Source organism: Geodermatophilus sp. URMC 60, assembly GCF_053502585.1.
Genome location: NZ_CP199958.1, coordinates 4,898,501 through 4,913,627, shown reverse-complemented (window position 1 = coordinate 4,913,627; position 15,127 = coordinate 4,898,501). Strand labels below are relative to the sequence as shown.

Annotated in this window: 17 protein-coding genes; all 17 read left to right on the top strand. The window is 74.8% G+C overall.

Annotated elements, in window-relative coordinates; all coding sequences use genetic code 11:
* The first annotated feature begins 39 nt into the window (after positions 1-39).
* The 17 genes from ACWIX3_RS23130 (at position 40) to dprA (ending at position 15,071) form a co-directional block, all read left to right on the top strand.
* Complete coding sequence (locus ACWIX3_RS23130; protein ID WP_448609689.1) at positions 40-258, top strand: hypothetical protein; 219 nt, start codon at positions 40-42, stop codon at positions 256-258.
* A 274-nt stretch (positions 259-532) separates the two neighbouring features.
* Positions 533-2,134, top strand: a complete 1,602-nt coding sequence (ffh, locus tag ACWIX3_RS23125; RefSeq protein WP_448609688.1) for a signal recognition particle protein — start codon at positions 533-535, stop codon at positions 2,132-2,134.
* Between the two features lie 85 nt (positions 2,135-2,219).
* Positions 2,220-3,305, top strand: a complete 1,086-nt coding sequence (locus ACWIX3_RS23120) for an amidohydrolase family protein (RefSeq protein ID WP_448609687.1) — start codon at positions 2,220-2,222, stop codon at positions 3,303-3,305.
* A gap of 150 nt (positions 3,306-3,455) precedes the next feature.
* The gene (locus ACWIX3_RS23115; protein ID WP_448609686.1) at positions 3,456-5,192 is read left to right on the top strand and encodes a proline--tRNA ligase; all 1,737 of its coding nucleotides are present in this window, start codon (positions 3,456-3,458) and stop codon (positions 5,190-5,192) included.
* A 251-nt stretch (positions 5,193-5,443) separates the two neighbouring features.
* Positions 5,444-5,884 (top strand): 30S ribosomal protein S16, encoded by a 441-nt coding sequence (gene rpsP, locus ACWIX3_RS23110; protein WP_091212391.1) that lies wholly within the window; start codon positions 5,444-5,446, stop codon positions 5,882-5,884.
* A 4-nt stretch (positions 5,885-5,888) separates the two neighbouring features.
* Complete coding sequence (locus ACWIX3_RS23105; protein ID WP_448609685.1) at positions 5,889-6,125, top strand: RNA-binding protein; 237 nt, start codon at positions 5,889-5,891, stop codon at positions 6,123-6,125.
* Positions 6,126-6,149: 24 nt separating this feature from the next.
* Complete coding sequence (gene rimM, locus ACWIX3_RS23100; protein WP_448609684.1) at positions 6,150-6,683, top strand: ribosome maturation factor RimM; 534 nt, start codon at positions 6,150-6,152, stop codon at positions 6,681-6,683.
* Between the two features lie 47 nt (positions 6,684-6,730).
* Positions 6,731-7,474 (top strand): tRNA (guanosine(37)-N1)-methyltransferase TrmD, encoded by a 744-nt coding sequence (trmD, locus tag ACWIX3_RS23095; protein WP_448609683.1) that lies wholly within the window; start codon positions 6,731-6,733, stop codon positions 7,472-7,474.
* A gap of 11 nt (positions 7,475-7,485) precedes the next feature.
* A complete protein-coding gene (locus tag ACWIX3_RS23090) occupies positions 7,486-7,986 on the top strand; it encodes an NUDIX domain-containing protein (RefSeq protein WP_448609682.1) in 501 nt (166 codons plus the stop codon).
* Between the two features lie 145 nt (positions 7,987-8,131).
* Positions 8,132-8,488: a 50S ribosomal protein L19 gene (gene rplS, locus ACWIX3_RS23085; protein WP_012949994.1), complete on the top strand. Its 357-nt coding sequence runs from the start codon at positions 8,132-8,134 to the stop codon at positions 8,486-8,488.
* Between the two features lie 74 nt (positions 8,489-8,562).
* Positions 8,563-9,489 carry a signal peptidase I gene (gene lepB, locus ACWIX3_RS23080; RefSeq protein ID WP_448609681.1) on the top strand — a complete coding sequence of 309 codons (927 nt, stop codon included), beginning with the start codon at positions 8,563-8,565 and terminating at the stop codon, positions 9,487-9,489.
* A 269-nt stretch (positions 9,490-9,758) separates the two neighbouring features.
* Positions 9,759-10,466 (top strand): LuxR C-terminal-related transcriptional regulator, encoded by a 708-nt coding sequence (locus ACWIX3_RS23075; RefSeq protein ID WP_448609680.1) that lies wholly within the window; start codon positions 9,759-9,761, stop codon positions 10,464-10,466.
* A gap of 243 nt (positions 10,467-10,709) precedes the next feature.
* The gene (locus tag ACWIX3_RS23070) at positions 10,710-11,486 is read left to right on the top strand and encodes a ribonuclease HII (RefSeq protein ID WP_448609679.1); all 777 of its coding nucleotides are present in this window, start codon (positions 10,710-10,712) and stop codon (positions 11,484-11,486) included.
* Entirely contained in the window at positions 11,483-11,803 is a 321-nt protein-coding gene (locus ACWIX3_RS23065) for a DUF2469 domain-containing protein (RefSeq protein ID WP_012949990.1), read from the top strand. The genes ACWIX3_RS23070 and ACWIX3_RS23065 overlap by 4 nt, the downstream gene beginning before the upstream one ends.
* Before the next feature lie 132 nt (positions 11,804-11,935).
* Complete coding sequence (locus ACWIX3_RS23060; RefSeq protein ID WP_448609678.1) at positions 11,936-12,295, top strand: YraN family protein; 360 nt, start codon at positions 11,936-11,938, stop codon at positions 12,293-12,295.
* Positions 12,292-13,812, top strand: a complete 1,521-nt coding sequence (locus tag ACWIX3_RS23055) for a YifB family Mg chelatase-like AAA ATPase (RefSeq protein ID WP_448609677.1) — start codon at positions 12,292-12,294, stop codon at positions 13,810-13,812. Before ACWIX3_RS23060 ends, ACWIX3_RS23055 begins: the two co-directional genes overlap by 4 nt.
* The gene (dprA, locus tag ACWIX3_RS23050) at positions 13,809-15,071 is read left to right on the top strand and encodes a DNA-processing protein DprA (protein ID WP_448609676.1); all 1,263 of its coding nucleotides are present in this window, start codon (positions 13,809-13,811) and stop codon (positions 15,069-15,071) included. The genes ACWIX3_RS23055 and dprA overlap by 4 nt, the downstream gene beginning before the upstream one ends.
* Positions 15,072-15,127: the final 56 nt, after the last annotated feature.

Here is a 15,127-nt window from a genome sequence, read left to right as displayed (position 1 = left end):
CGGAACGGTCCCGTCGACGACCGCAGGGAGGCAACCCGCATGACCGGCACGTCCTTCGAGGTCGCCGCAGCCGAGGGCAGGGTCTGGGCCTGCCCCTCGTGCGACGGGGACCGCGAGTTCCTCCAGCCGCCGTGCGTGGACGGGCACACCGACGACGGCGGCGAGTGCCCCGAGTGGGCCTGCGCCGACTGCGGGACGGCGGTGTTCACGGCCGCACCGGCGGCCGTCGTGACCACGCCCGCACGCCGCGCGGCCTGACACGGGACCACCCCTCCCTCCGCGCCTCGTGGCGGGACCCCGTCCTCTCCACCCTTCGCCGGGCCCGGGACGGGGCCGGCGGGACCCTGGAGGGTGGCCGCTCCGGCACGTCACCAGGGTCACGGCGGACCCTGCAGGGGACCGGCATCGGCCGCCGGCTCGTTAGGCTGGTCGGGAGGTGGCGCGACGGCCCCGGGTTACCCGGACGCCGGAGGCCGAGCAGCCGGTCGGAGCGACCGGCCGGCCGCGCCCGCGACTTCTGCGAGGACGTGCTGTGTTCGAGACCCTCTCCGACCGCCTGGACAAGGTCTTCAGCGGCCTGCGCGGCAAGGGCCGGCTCACCGACGCCGACATCGACGCGACCGCGCGCGAGATCCGCATCGCGCTGCTCGAGGCCGACGTCGCGCTGCCGGTGGTGCGGACCTTCATCAACGCCGTCAAGGAGCGGGCGCGCGGGGCCGAGGTGTCCCAGGCGCTCAACCCCGCGCAGCAGGTCATCAAGATCGTCAACGAGGAGCTCGTCGAGATCCTCGGCGGGGAGACCCGGCGGCTGCGCTACGCCAAGCAGTCGCCCACCGTGATCATGCTCGCCGGTCTGCAGGGTGCCGGTAAGACGACCCTGGCCGGCAAGCTGGGCCGCTGGCTCAAGGCGCAGGGCCACACCCCGCTGCTGGTGGCCGCCGACCTGCAGCGCCCGAACGCGGTCAACCAGCTCTCGATCGTCGCCGGGCAGGCGGGGGTCGACGTCTACGCGCCCGAGCCCGGCAACGGCGTCGGCGACCCCATCCGCGTCGCCGCCGACTCCATCGACCACGCCCGGCGCACGATGCACGACGTCGTCGTGGTCGACACCGCCGGCCGGCTGGGCATCGACGCCGAGCTGATGGCGCAGGCCGCGGGCATCCGCGACGTCGTCGAGCCCGACGAGACGCTGTTCGTCGTCGACGCGATGATCGGTCAGGACGCCGTCACGACCGCCGAGGCCTTCCGCGACGGCGTGGGCTTCACCGGCGTCGTCCTCACCAAGCTCGACGGTGACGCGCGCGGTGGTGCGGCGCTCTCGGTCCGCTACGTGACCGGGCAGCCGATCATGTTCGCCTCCACCGGCGAGAAGCTCACCGACTTCGACGTCTTCCACCCCGAGCGCATGGCCTCGCGCATCCTCGGGATGGGCGACGTGCTCACCCTCATCGAGCAGGCCGAGCAGGCCTTCGACGCCGACCAGGCCGAGAAGATGGCCGGCAAGCTCGTCAGCCGCGAGGGCTTCACGCTCGAGGACTTCCTCGAGCAGATGATGGCCATCCGCAAGATGGGCCCGATCGCCAACCTGCTCGGGATGCTGCCCGGCGCCGGGGCGATGAAGGAGCAGCTCAAGCAGGTCGACGACCGCGACCTGGACCGCACCGCGGCGATCATCCGCTCGATGACGCCCGAGGAGCGGGTCAACTCCAAGATCATCAACTCGTCGCGGCGGGTGCGCATCGCGAACGGCTCGGGCGTCACCGTCACCGAGGTCAACCAGCTGCTGGAGCGCTTCGCCCAGGCGCAGAAGATGATGGGGCAGATGGCCGGCAGCATGGGTCTGCCCGGCATGGGTCCCATGTCGAAGAAGGCCCGCGGGCGGCAGATGCAGGCCCAGTCAAAGAAGGGGAAGGGGAAGGGCAAGGGGAAGGGCGGCGCCGCCAAGAAGGGCGGCGGCCCCGCCCGCCGGCCCATGGGCGCACCGGCCCTGCCGCCGGGGGCGGGCAACCCCTTCGGCGGCGCCGGGTTCCCGGGCGGCGGACTGCCCGGGGGCATGCCCGGGCTGCCGCCGGGGCAGGGGCTCCCCGACCTCACCAAGCTGGACTTCAACCGGCCCGGGGACGAGCGGCGGTGACACGGGCTCGCCGCCGCCCTCGGTCCGCTCCTCGGTCGGCGGTGCTCACCGCAGTGCTCCCGACGGCGTCGGCTCGCGGCTCCCGGTGAGCGGGCCGTCCCTGCACCTCTCCGGTGTCGTGCTGCCGGAGGGGGAGCACCGCGACCTGTGGGTCCGGGACGGCCGCGTCACGTTCGAGCCGGTGCCCGGCGCCGAGACGGTCAGCCGCGGCGGCTGGCTGGTGCCCGGCCTGGTCGACGCGCACTGCCACGTGGGCATCGGCCGCGGCGGCGTGCACGTCGAGGACCTCGAGGGCCTGCGCTCGCAGGCCCTCGCCGAGCGCGACGCGGGTGTCCTGGCGCTGCGCGACTGCGGTTCACCGGTCGACACCCGCGCCCTGGACGACGAGCCGGACCTGCCGACGATCGTCCGCGCCGGCCGGCACATCGCCCGCCCCCGCCGCTACATCCCCGGCCTGGCCACCGAGATCGAGCCGGACGCCCTCGTCGCGGAGGTGCGCGCGCAGGCCCGCCGCGGCGACGGCTGGGTGAAGCTGGTGGGGGACTGGATCGACCGCGGCGTGGGCGACCTCGCGCCCGAGTGGCCGGCCGACGTCGTCGCCGCCGCGATCACCGCCGCCCACGAGGAGGGCGCCCGGGTCACCGCCCACACCTTCGGCACCGACGCGCTGCCCGACCTCATCGGCGCGGGCATCGACTGCATCGAGCACGGCACCGGCCTGACCGAGGAGCTCATCGGGCAGATGGCCGGCCGGGGCACCGCCGTCGTCCCGACCCTGGTGAACGTGGAGAACTTCCCCGGTTTCGCGGCCGCGGGGGAGAAGAAGTTCCCCTCCTACGCGAGCACCATGCGGCGGCTGCACGCGTCCTCGGGCGCCGTCGTCCGGGCGGCGTTCGAGGCCGGGGTGCCGGTGTTCGCCGGCACCGACGCCGGGGGCGGCATCGACCACGGCCGGATCGCCGACGAGGTCCGCGCGCTGCACGCGGCCGGAGTCCCGGCCGAGGCGGCGCTGGCCGCCGCCTCGTGGTCGGCCCGCTCGTGGCTCGGGCTGCCGTGCATCGAGGAAGGGGCGCCGGCCGACGTCGTCGTCTACGACGCCGACCCGCGCGCCGACCTCGACACCCTGGCCAGCCCCCGGCACGTCGTCCTGCGCGGCCGGGTGGTGGGTTGAGGGCCCGCCGATGATCAGCTGAGCTGGTCATCGCCGGGCCAGGCTCACCACCGGGCGTGACCCCGGAGCCGCGGAGGTGAGCCAGGACGCCGGGAACTCCCGCGCAGCCGACACCGACTGCCTGCGAGGATCAGTCCCGTGCTCCTGCGGATGTCCACCCTGTTCCTGCGCACCCTGCGCGACGACCCGGCCGACGCCGAGGTCCCCAGCCACCGCCTGCTGGTGCGGGCCGGGTACATCCGGCGGGCCGCGCCGGGCGGCTTCACCTGGCTGCCGCTGGGGTACCGCGTCTTCCGCAACGTCGAGCGCGTCGTCCGCGAGGAGATGGACCGGATGGGCGCGCAGGAGGTGCACTTCCCGGCGTTGCTGCCGCGCGAGCCCTACGAGGCCACCAACCGCTGGACCGAGTACGGCGACAACCTCTTCCGGCTGAAGGACCGGCGGGGCGGTGACTACCTGCTCGGTCCCACCCACGAGGAGATGTTCACGCTCCTGGTGAAGGACCTCTACGGCTCCTACAAGGACCTGCCGCTCTCGCTGTACCAGATCCAGACCAAGTACCGGGACGAGGCGCGTCCCCGGGCCGGGCTGTTCCGCGGCCGCGAGTTCACGATGAAGGACAGCTACTCCTTCGACGTCGACGACGCCGGGCTGGACAAGAGCTACGCCGCCCACCGCGACGCCTACATCCGGATCTTCGACCGGCTGGGCCTGGAGTACGTCATCGTCTCGGCGATGTCGGGGGCCATGGGCGGGTCCAGGAGCGAGGAGTTCCTGCACCCGACCCCGATCGGCGAGGACACCTTCGTCCGCTCGGCCGGTGGGTACGCGGCGAACGTCGAGGCGGTGACCACCGTCGTCCCCGACGAGGTCCCGATCGAGGGGCTGCCAGCGGCCCACGTCGAGGACACCCCCGACACCCCCACCATCGAGACGCTGGTCGCGGCCGCGCAGCAGCTGTTCCCCGGTGAGGGGTACACGGCCGCCTCGACGCTGAAGAACGTCGTCGTCACGCTGGCCCACCCCGACGGCACCCGCGAGCCGCTGGTCGTCGGCATCCCCGGCGACCGCGAGGTCGACACCAAGCGGCTCGAGGCCCAGGTCTCGCCCGCCGAGGTGGAGCCGTTCACCGACTTCGAGCGGCACCCGGAGCTGGTCAAGGGCTACATCGGCCCGCAGGTGCTGGGTGCGGACAGCGGGTCGGGCATCCGCTACCTCGTCGACCCGCGGGTGGTCCCCGGCACCCGCTGGATCACCGGGGCCAACGAGCCGGGCAAGCACGTCTTCGACCTGGTCGCCGGCCGGGACTTCACCTGGGACGGCGTCATCGAGGCCGCCGAGGTGCTGCCCGGTGACCCGGCGCCCGACGGCTCCGGCCCGCTGGAGCTGGCCCGCGGCGTGGAGATGGGCCACATCTTCCAGCTGGGCCGCAAGTACGCCGAGGCGCTCGACCTCAAGGTGCTCGACGAGAACGGCAAGCTCGTCACGGTGACCATGGGCTCCTACGGCATCGGCGTCTCCCGGGCCGTGGCCGCGATCGCCGAGTCCACCCACGACGAGCTGGGCCTGGTCTGGCCGCGGGAGGTCGCCCCGGCCGACGTGCACGTCGTCGCCACCGGCAAGGACGCCGCGATCTTCGAGGCCGCCGAGTCCCTGGCCCAGGAGCTGGTCGCCGCCGGGCTCACCGTGCTCTACGACGACCGGCCCAAGGTCTCGCCGGGGGTCAAGTTCAAGGACGCCGAGCTGCTCGGGATGCCGACGATCGTCACCGTGGGCCGCGGGCTGGCCGAGGGCGTGATCGAGGTGCGCGACCGGGCGACGGGGGAGCGCGAGGAGGTGCCCGTCGGCGAGGTCGCCGCCCGCGTGCTCGCCGCCGTCCGCAGCTGAAGCCTCCGTCCACGGCCCCGTCCAGAGGCTCACCCCGAGCGTGCGAGCGGTGGCAGGGACGAGGTCCTCACCGGGGCCACCGGACGGCCGGACGGCGCCGACGCGCCTTCTGGCACAATGGTCGGTCGAACACGGCGGTGGGCGGCCCTCTCACCGTTGCCGGCCGTGTCCAGCCGCACCGCCCCCGGCGTACCCCCACGCGTCGCTCCGGGCGGGCACACGACCTGCGTTCGAGGAGAACACCACACACCGTGGCCACCAAGATCAAGCTCATGCGCCTGGGCAAGATGCGCGCGCCGTACTACCGCATCGTCGTCGCCGACTCCCGCACCAAGCGCGAGGGCCGCGTCATCGAGACGATCGGCAAGTACCACCCGAAGGAGGAGCCCTCCTTCATCGAGGTCGACTCCGAGCGGGCGCAGTACTGGCTGGGCGTCGGCGCGCAGCCGACCGAGCCGGTCGCGGCCATCTTCCGGGTCACCGGTGACTGGCAGAAGTTCAAGGGCGAGGCCGCTCCGCCGCCCATGAAGGTCGCCGCCCCGAAGCCGGACAAGAAGGCCCTCTACGAGGAGGCCGTCCGCGCCTCCGGTGAGGAGCCGGCCGCCGGCGCCACCACCCCGAGGAAGAAGGCCGCTCCCAAGGCCGACGACGCGGCGGCGAGCGACGCCCCCGCCGAGACGCCCGCCGAGTAGACACGTGCTGGAAGAGGCGCTCGAGCACCTGGTCAAGGGCATCGTCGACCACCCCGACGACGTCACGGTCGACCTGCTCACCAACCGACGCGGCAAGACCCTCGAGGTCCGGGTGCACCCCGACGACCTCGGCAAGGTCATCGGTCGCGGGGGCCGCACCGCCAAGGCGCTGCGCACGGTGATGACCGGTGTCGGAGGCCGCGGCCTGCGGGTCGACGTCGTCGACACCGACGGGCGCTGAGCGCCTCCTCCTGAGCACCACCCCGTGAGCGCAGAACCGCACGACCCCACCGACACCGTGGTGGTCGGCCGCATCGGCCGGCCCCACGGTGTCCGTGGTGAGGTGACCGTCGAGGTCCGCACCGACGACCCCGACCTCCGGTTCGCCCCCGGCGCGGTCCTGCGCACCGACCCCGCCGAGCGCGGGCCGCTCACGATCGCCGGCCTCCGCTGGCACCGCGAGGTCCTCCTGCTGGCGATCGAGGGCGTCGAGAGCCGCGAGGCGGCCGAGGCGCTGCGCAACACCGAGCTGCACGTGCCCGTCGCCGAGCTGCCGGCGCTCGACGACCCCGACGTCTTCTACGACCACCAGCTGGTGGGCCTGACCGCCCGCCTGCCCGACGGCACCGAGCTGGGCACGGTGGACGCCGTCCGCCATGAGGGCGCCGACCTGCTCGTCGTCCGCCGGGTCGAGGGCGGACAGCTGCTCGTCCCCTTCGTGACGGCGATCGTCCCGACCGTCGACCTCGCCGGCGGGTTCCTCGTGATCGACCCGCCCGAGGGGCTGCTCGACCTGTGAGCGGCTCTGTGACCGAGCCGGCTCCGTCGGGCGGGAGCGGACCGGGAGTGCCGAGCACCCCGTTCCGGGTGGACGTGGTCACGATCTTCCCCGAGTACCTCGCGCCCCTGCGGCAGTCGCTGCTGGGCAAGGCCGCCGAGCGCGGCCTGGTCAGCGTCGGCGTGCACGACCTGCGGCAGTGGACCGACGACGTCCACCGCACCGTCGACGACGCCCCCTACGGCGGCGGCCCGGGCATGGTGATGAAGCCCGAGCCGTGGGCCCGGGCACTCGAGGCCGTCCGCCCGCCGGGTACCCGCCTGGTCGTGCCGACCCCCGCCGGCCGCCCCTTCACCCAGGCCCTGGCCGCCGAGTGGGCCACCGAGCCCGGCCTGGTGTTCGCCTGCGGTCGCTACGAGGGGATCGACCAGCGGGTCGCCGACTGGGCCGCGGCGGCCGGACCGGTGTCGGAGGTCTCGATCGGGGACTACGTGCTGGCCGGCGGCGAGTCCGCGGTGCTGGTCATGGTCGAGGCCGTGACCCGGCTGGTGCCCGGCGTCGTGGGCAACCGGGAGTCCGTCGAGTACGACTCGCACGCCGACGGCCTGCTCGAGGGACCCTCCTACACCCGCCCGGCGTCCTGGCGGGGCCACGACGTCCCGGCGGTGCTGCTCTCCGGCGACCACGCCGCGATCGCCCGGTGGCGGCGCGCGGAGTCCCTGCGGCGGACGGCGGCCCGGCGTCCGGACCTGCTGGCGGCATTGCCCGAGGGCGCGCTCACCGACGCCGACCGCGCCCTGTTCGGCGAGTGACCGCCCACGGGGTGGCCGGGCGACCGGTCGTGCGGCCGACCGCGCGGGTCGTCGTCCTGGACCCGTCCGGGCGGGTGCTGCTGCTCGGCGCACGGCTCACCGACCCCGCCGTACCGCCCGGCGACGTGCTGTTCTGGTACACGCCCGGCGGCGGCGTGGAGCCGGGGGAGGGCGTGCGGGAGGCCGCCGCCCGGGAGCTCGCCGAGGAGATCGGCCTGGTCGTGGACCCCGGGCGGCTCGAGGGACCGGTGTGGTTGCGCCGGCACGTCGGCCCGTTCGCCGGCGTGCAGATCGACTCCCGGGAGACCTTCTTCGTGCTGCGGGACGTGGTGCACGAGGTGGACGCGAGCGGACGCACGGAGCTGGAGCTGCTCGGCGCCGAGCCGCACCGGTGGTGGAGCGCCGAGGAGGTCGCCGCCAGCGCCGAGACCTTCGCGCCGCGCGAGCTCGCCCACCTGCTGGCGGAGCTGTCCGCGGGCCCGTGGACAGGGCCGCCGCGCTTCGTCGGCTGAAGATGTGGCACAGTAGAGAGCTGCTGCGGACGCATCGCCCCGTCGACGCCGAGCTCCTCCCGGAGCGCAGCTCCCCGGATCTGACAGCCGGGGGAGCCTGCTGTCCGCACCGCAACGACACGACCGCTAGGACAGGACTGCCGCGATGAACACCCTGGACGTACTCGACGCCGACTCGCTGCGCGACGACATCCCCGAGTTCCGCCCGGGTGACACCGTGAAGGTGCACGTGCGCGTCATCGAGGGCAACCGGTCCCGCATCCAGGTCTTCCAGGGTGTGGTCATCCGCCGTCAGGGCGGGGGCATCCGCGAGACCTTCACCGTCCGCAAGGTCAGCTTCGGCGTCGGTGTCGAGCGCACCTTCCCGGTGCACACCCCGGTCGTCGAGAAGATCGAGGTGCTCACCCGCGGTGACGTGCGTCGCGCCAAGCTGTACTACCTGCGCGAGCTGCGCGGCAAGGCCGCCAAGATCAAGGAGAAGCGCGAGACCGTCTCGCGCTGACGCTGCACGCTGACACGACGCAGGCCGCTCCGGCCTGACCGCGGCGGGTCCCCCGCGGCCGTACGCTGGCTCCGATGAGCAGTGACCGGCCCGGGAGGCCCGCCGACGTCGTTCCGGAGGGGGAGGACCCCCGGGCGACCGGGTCCACCGCCGACACCGGGTCCCTGGGCTCCGCTCCGGGCCGCCGCGAGCGCCGCCGCGAGACGGAGGCGAAGAAGGGCTCGCTGCTGCGGGAGCTGCCGGTGCTCCTGCTGATCGCCTTCGTCCTCGCACTGCTGGTCAAGACCTTCCTCGTGCAGGCGTTCTTCATCCCGTCGGGCTCGATGGAGCGGACCCTGCACGGCTGCCCCGGCTGCACCGGCGACCGCGTCCTGGTCAACAAGGTGCCCTACTGGTTCGGTGCGCCCGAGCCCGGCGACATCGTCGTGTTCGAGGGACCGGAGAGCTGGTCGCCCGAGGTGGACGTCGCCGAGCCGGGCAACTGGCTCTCCAGCGGCCTGCTGTGGCTCGGTCGCGCCATCGGGGTGGCACCGCCGAGCGAGGACGACTTCGTCAAGCGGGTCATCGCCACCGGTGGCCAGACGGTGCAGTGCTGCGACGCCGATGGCCTGGTCACCGTGGACGGCCAACCGCTCGACGAGCCCTACGTCTTCGAGAACACCCCCCTGGAGAGCCGGGCGTTCGGGCCGGTCACCGTCCCCGAGGGCCGGCTGTGGGTCATGGGCGACCACCGTTCGGCGTCGGCCGACTCCAAGGCGCACATCGGCGACGAGTGGTCGGGCACGGTCGCCGTGGACGACGTCGTCGGCAGGGCCGCGCTGATCGTCTGGCCGATCGACCGATTCGGCACGCTCGGGTCACCGGACATCCAGGGCACCGAGGCGGCCGGCGTGCCGGTCTCCGGTGCCGCGGCGGTCGCCACGCCGTACGCCATGGGCCTCGTCGGCGCCGTGCCGCTCACCGCCTGGAGACGGCGCCGACGCCGGTCCCGCAGCGGCTGACCGACGGGCGCTCCTCCTCGACCCGCACCTCCCGGTTCCCCGGGGCGTGCGGGTCGAGTCCTTTCCCGGGTCCCTCCCGCGGAATGGCGTCGCCATGTCGACATGAATGCGACGGGTCGCCATTTCCGCGTTTCCCGTGTGACCCGACACCACTCCGGAGGGCGTTCCGAAATTCTTCCGGAAAATGTTGGAAAAGCGTTCAAGCACTCGTCTCACCCGTCCGATGGAGATCGTGAGAAGTTCCCCGAACGTGTGAAACGGAGCCGATTGTGTCCGCACCCATGGCGAGCGCCGCCCGCGGCGTCACCCGCGTGCTCATCCTCGCCGACGCCCCCGTCCTGCGCCGTGGGCTGGTGAGCATGGTCAACGAGACCGCCGGCATGCAGTCGGTCGGGACTCCGGGCGAACTGCGCCGCGCCCTCACGCTGGTCGAGACCGCCCGCCCCGACGCGGTGGTCGTGGAGCTGGGCTCGGGCCGCGCCGCGACCCTCAACGCCTGCCGGGACCTGCGCCGCCGGTACCCCCGGGTGACGATCGTGGCCCTGGGCACCTCCGAGGACCCCGCTGTGGTCAACGAGGCGCTGGCCGCCGGCGTCCGCGGCTACCTGATGATCAACACCTCGCCGACGCTGCTCGGCTGGGCCATCCTGGCCGCCCGCGCCGGCCGCACCGTCGTCGACCCGCAGATCCGCCGGGTGGAGCCGTCGGCGGCGCCCGCCGCCAAGCCGTTCACCCCCGAGGTGCCGCTGACCCGCCGCGAGTCCGACGTCCTCGACGAGCTGATCCAGGGTCAGTCGAACCGGCAGATCGGCCGCAACCTGTTCATCAGCGAGGACACCGTCAAGTCCCACGTCAAGGCCATCCTGCGCAAGCTGGGTGCCCGCGACCGGGCGCACGCGGTCTCCCTGGTGCTGTCCTCCCGCACCCCCGCGGCCTGCACCTGCGGCGCTCACGCCCTGGCTCCGGCCGAGGCCTGACAGAGGGCCCCGTCCTCCCCACCCCTCGCGTGCTCGGGGCGGGACCCGGGACGGGGCCCGGGCCCAGCAGGGTGGCCTGGCGGACCGTCCGCCTCCTCGGCGGTCCGCCCGGCATCCCCGGCCGCTCCGGCGGCCGACCGTCCACGGGCCGGCCCCCTCTGACCCCGGGGGCCGGCCCCTGGCCTCCCTGCCCGGCGACGGGCCGCCCGCGGTCGCCCGCGGGCGTCGTAGTGTCGGACCGCGATGGCTGTCCGTACCACCCCCGCTCCTCCCGGGCCGCGGCACCCCGGCCGCGCGGCCACGTCCGCCGACGACCGGCCCGACGCCCTCTGGGACATGGAGCGCTCCCTGCGCCGCCGCGGGTTCTCCGCGGTCGCCGGCGCCGACGAGGCCGGTCGCGGGGCCTGCGCCGGTCCGCTCGTCGCCGCCGCCTGCGTGCTGCCGGCCGGCCGCCGGGGGAGGGTCCCCGGCCTCGCGGACTCCAAGCTGCTGACCGCCGCGACCCGCGAGCGGGTCTACGAGGAGGTCGTCGAGCGCGCCGAGGCGTGGTCCGTGGTCGTCCTGCCGGTCGCCGACCTCGACGCCCGGGGCATGCACGTGACCAACATCGAGGCGCTGCGCCGCGCGGTGTGGGCCCTCGACCCCGGCGCCGACTACGTGCTGACCGACGGCTTCCCCGTCCCGGGGCTGGCCTGCCCGACCCTCGCGGTGTGGAAGGGCGACCGGGTGGCGGCGTGCGTGGCGGCGGCATCGGTGCTGGCCAAGGTCACGCGGGACCGGATCATGCTGGACCTGCACGAGTGCTGGCCGGAGTACGACTTCGCCGTCCACAAGGGGTACAGCACCGCCGCTCACGATGCCGCCCTGCAGCGGTACGGGCCCTGCCCGGAGCACCGGAAGCGCTTCGTCAACGTGGTCCGGGCCCGCGACGCGCACGCCGGCCGGGGAGTCCAGCTGACCGGCTCCGGCGCGATGGTCGATGATGGGGTCATGCGCCCTGTGTCCGGAGAGCCGCGATGAGCACCGAGGACCTGGAGAAGTACGAGACCGAGATGGAGCTGCAGCTCTATCGCGAGTACCGGGACATCGTCCGGCAGTTCACCTACGTGGTGGAGACCGAGCGGCGCTTCTACCTGGCGAACTCCGTCGACCTGCAGGTCCGGGAGGCCGGCGGCGAGGTCTACTTCGAGCTCAAGCTCTCCGACGCCTGGGTCTGGGACATGTACCGGCCGGCCCGTTTCGTGCGCAACGTCCGGGTGCTGACGTTCAAGGACGTCAACGTCGAGGAGCTGGACAAGCCCGACCTGGAGCTGCCCGACGGCCCCCGGCTGACCTGATCCGCGTGTCACGGGCCGGAGGCTGACCCCGCCCGCCGACGGTCCGGGACCCCGCGTCCACAGGCGCCGTCCCCGTCCACAGATCGGCTCGCCGACTGTCCCGGCCCGTGCGGGCGGACGACGGTCGGCCGGGTGCGAACGACATCGGACCTCGGCGCCCACGGCGAGCGCATCGCCGCCGCCTACCTGACCGACAGCGGCCTGCGCGTCCTCGACCGGAACTGGCGCTGCCGCGACGGCGAGCTCGACATCGTCGCCCGCGACGGGAACGCGCTGGTCTTCTGCGAGGTCAAGACCCGCCGTGCGGTCGGGTTCGGCCACCCCGTCGAGGCGGTCGGGCACGTCAAGCAGCGCCGGCTGCGCACGCTGGCGCAGCGCTGGCTGGCCGCCCACGAGGAGCACGCGCCGGAGCTGCGCTTCGACGTCGTCGGCGTGCTGGTGCGGCCGGGCCGGCCGGCGCAGGTCACCCACCTGCGGGCGGCGTTCTCGTGACGCTCGCGCGCACCTGGTCGGTCGGCCTGGCCGGGGTGCACGGCGCGATGGTCGACGTCGAGGTGGACCTGTCGGCCGGGGTGCCCGGTGTGGTGCTCGTCGGGCTGCCCGACGCCGTCGTCCGCCAGTCGGTCGACCGGGTGCGGGCGGCGGTGGTCAACGCCGGGGGGAAGTGGCCGCTGCGCCGGATCACCATCGGGCTGTCGCCGGCGTCGATGCCCAAGCAGGGCAGTGGCTTCGACCTGGCGCTGGCCACGGCGGTCCTGGCGGCCGACGGCGCGGTCCCGGCCGAGTCCGTGGGCCGCCTCGTGCTCCTCGGGGAGCTCGGGCTCGACGGCTCGGTACGCGCCGTCCGCGGGGTGCTGCCGGCCGTCCTCGCCGCCGCCCGCGCCGGCCACCCGACGGTGGTGGTCCCCACGGGCAACGCGGAGGAGGCCGCACTGGTCGAGGGGGTCCAGGTGCTGGCCGCCGGCACGCTCGCCGAGGTGGCCGCCCACCTGCAGGGCCGGACGCCGCTGCCCCGGCACACCCGCCGGATCCTGCCGCCGGCACCGCCCGGGCCCGACCTGGGTGACGTCGTAGGTCAGCCGATCGGCCGCCGGGCTGTGGAGGTGGCGGCCGCCGGCGGGCACCACCTGTTCCTCAGCGGGCCGCCGGGTGCGGGCAAGACGATGCTCGCCGAGCGCCTGCCCGGTCTGCTGCCGCCGCTGGACGAGCAGGAGGCGCTCGAGGTCACCGCCATCCACTCCGTCGCCGGGACGCTGCCGCCGGACGCCCCGCTCGTGACCCGCCCGACCTTCGAGGCGCCGCACCACTCGGCCACGATGGCCGCCCTCGTCGGCGGCGGCTCGGGCCTGATCCGCCCCGGCGCGCTGTGCCGGGCCCACCGCGGCGTGCTCTTCCTCGACGAGGCGCCGGAGTTCCCGCGGGCGGTCCTCGACACGCTGCGCCAGCCGCTCGAGCGCGGCTCGGTGACCATCTCCCGGGCCAGCGGCGCGGCCACCTTCCCGTGCCGGGCGCAACTGGTCCTCGCGGCCAACCCCTGCCCCTGCGCCGGTGCCGCCGGCGACGCCGCCTGCACCTGCAGCCCGCTGGAGCGGCGGCGCTACCAGGCCCGGCTCTCCGGGCCGCTGCTCGACCGCATCGACCTGAGGGTCGACCTCCCGGCGGTCACCCGGGCCGCCTGGCTGGAGGCCGGGGCAGCGCCCGAGCCGACCGCCGTCGTCGCCGGCCGCGTCGCCCGGGCCCGGGCGGCCGCGGCGGCGCGGCTGGCCGGTACGGGTCTGCGGGTGAACAGCCAGATGCCCGGCAGGCTGCTGCGCGAGCGGTGGTCGCCGCCGCGGTCCGCGCTCCGCCTGGTCGAACGGGCCCTGGAGCGCGGGGCGCTGTCGGTGCGCGGCTACGACCGTGTGCTGCGGGTGGCCTGGACCCTGGCAGACCTCGGCGGGCGCAGCGTGCCGGGGGCCGACGACGTCGCCGAGGCCCTCGGGCTGCGGCTGCAGCGGGCCGCGGCATGACCGCGGTGCCCAGCCTCGACGAGGACATGGAGCAGGGGCTGACCGAGGTACCGACGGTCGACGGGCTCGCCGGCCCCGCGGTGCGGCGCGCCCGGGCTTGGCTGAGCCGGGCCGCTGAGCCCGGCAGCGTCGCGTTCTGGCGCTTCGTCGAGGACGTCGGCCCGGTGGAGGCGGTACGCCGGCTGCGGTCGGGGCGGGCGCCGGACGGCGTCCGGGCGCTGGCCGGTGCCCGCGCCGGGCAGGATGCCTCGCCGGAGGACCTGCTGCAGGCCGAGCGCTGCGGCGCGCGGCTCGTGGTCCCCGAGGACGCCGAGTGGCCGGCGCACCTGCTGCACTGCCTCACGCTGGCCACGAGCGGGGAGCCCGACGACCCGCGGCACCACTCACCGCGCACGACCGCACCGGTGCCGCCGCTGGCGCTGTGGGTCCGGGGGGCCGCCCGGCTCGACGAGCTGGCCGACCGGTCGGTGGCGATCGTCGGTGCCCGGGCGTCGACCGCGTACGGCGAGCACGTCGCCGGCGAGCTGGGCCACCAGCTGGGGGAGCGGGGGTGGACGGTCGTCTCCGGCGGGGCCTTCGGCATCGACGCGGCCGCCCACCGGGGCGCGCTGGCCGCGGACGCCCCCACCGTGGCGGTGCTGGCCTGCGGCGTCGACCGGCCCTACCCCGCCGCGCACGGGGCGCTGTTCCACCGCATCGCGGAGTCCGGGCTCGTGGTCAGCGAGTGGCCGCCCGGGGCCGCTCCGCACAGGCACCGCTTCCTCGTCCGCAACCGGCTGATCGCCGCGCTGACCCGGGGCACCGTGGTCGTCGAGGCGGCGGCCCGGTCCGGTGCGCAGGCCACCGCGCGGCGGGCGCACAAGCTGGGCCGGCAGGTGATGGTCGTCCCCGGCCCGGTCACCTCGGCCATGAGCGTGGGCTGCCACGAGCTGCTGCGCGAGGCCGAGCTCGGGGCGGTCCTGGTCACGGACGCCGCCCAGGTCGTCGAGGAGGTCGGCCGGCTGGGGGAGGACCTCGCCGACCCGCCGGAGCGCCCCGTCGGCCCCCGCGACGGGCTCTCCGACCTCGCCGTGCGCGTGCTCGACGCCTGCCCCGTGCGCAACGGCGTCAGCCCCGAGCGGCTGGCGAGGGTCGCCGGCTGCGACGTCCTCGACGTGCTGCGGGTGCTGCCCGTGCTGGAGCTCGCGGATCTGGTCGAGGTGACCGACGCCGGATGGCGCCTGGTCCGGGCGCGGCGAACCGGGGAGGGACGGGGGTGACGGCAGGGGAGGAGGCGGCATGAGCCTCCGCGTCGTCGGCGCTTCGGCTTGACCCC

Coding starts and splice junctions, on each gene's coding strand:
- ACWIX3_RS23130 (WP_448609689.1), top strand. CDS start 40: ATGACCGGCACGTCCTTCGAGGTCGCCGCAGCCGAGGGCAGGGTCTGG.
- ACWIX3_RS23115 (WP_448609686.1), top strand. CDS start 3,456: ATGTCCACCCTGTTCCTGCGCACCCTGCGCGACGACCCGGCCGACGCC.
- rplS (WP_012949994.1), top strand. CDS start 8,132: ATGAACACCCTGGACGTACTCGACGCCGACTCGCTGCGCGACGACATC.
- lepB (WP_448609681.1), top strand. CDS start 8,563: ATGAGCAGTGACCGGCCCGGGAGGCCCGCCGACGTCGTTCCGGAGGGG.
- ACWIX3_RS23070 (WP_448609679.1), top strand. CDS start 10,710: ATGGCTGTCCGTACCACCCCCGCTCCTCCCGGGCCGCGGCACCCCGGC.
- ACWIX3_RS23065 (WP_012949990.1), top strand. CDS start 11,483: ATGAGCACCGAGGACCTGGAGAAGTACGAGACCGAGATGGAGCTGCAG.
- dprA (WP_448609676.1), top strand. CDS start 13,809: ATGACCGCGGTGCCCAGCCTCGACGAGGACATGGAGCAGGGGCTGACC.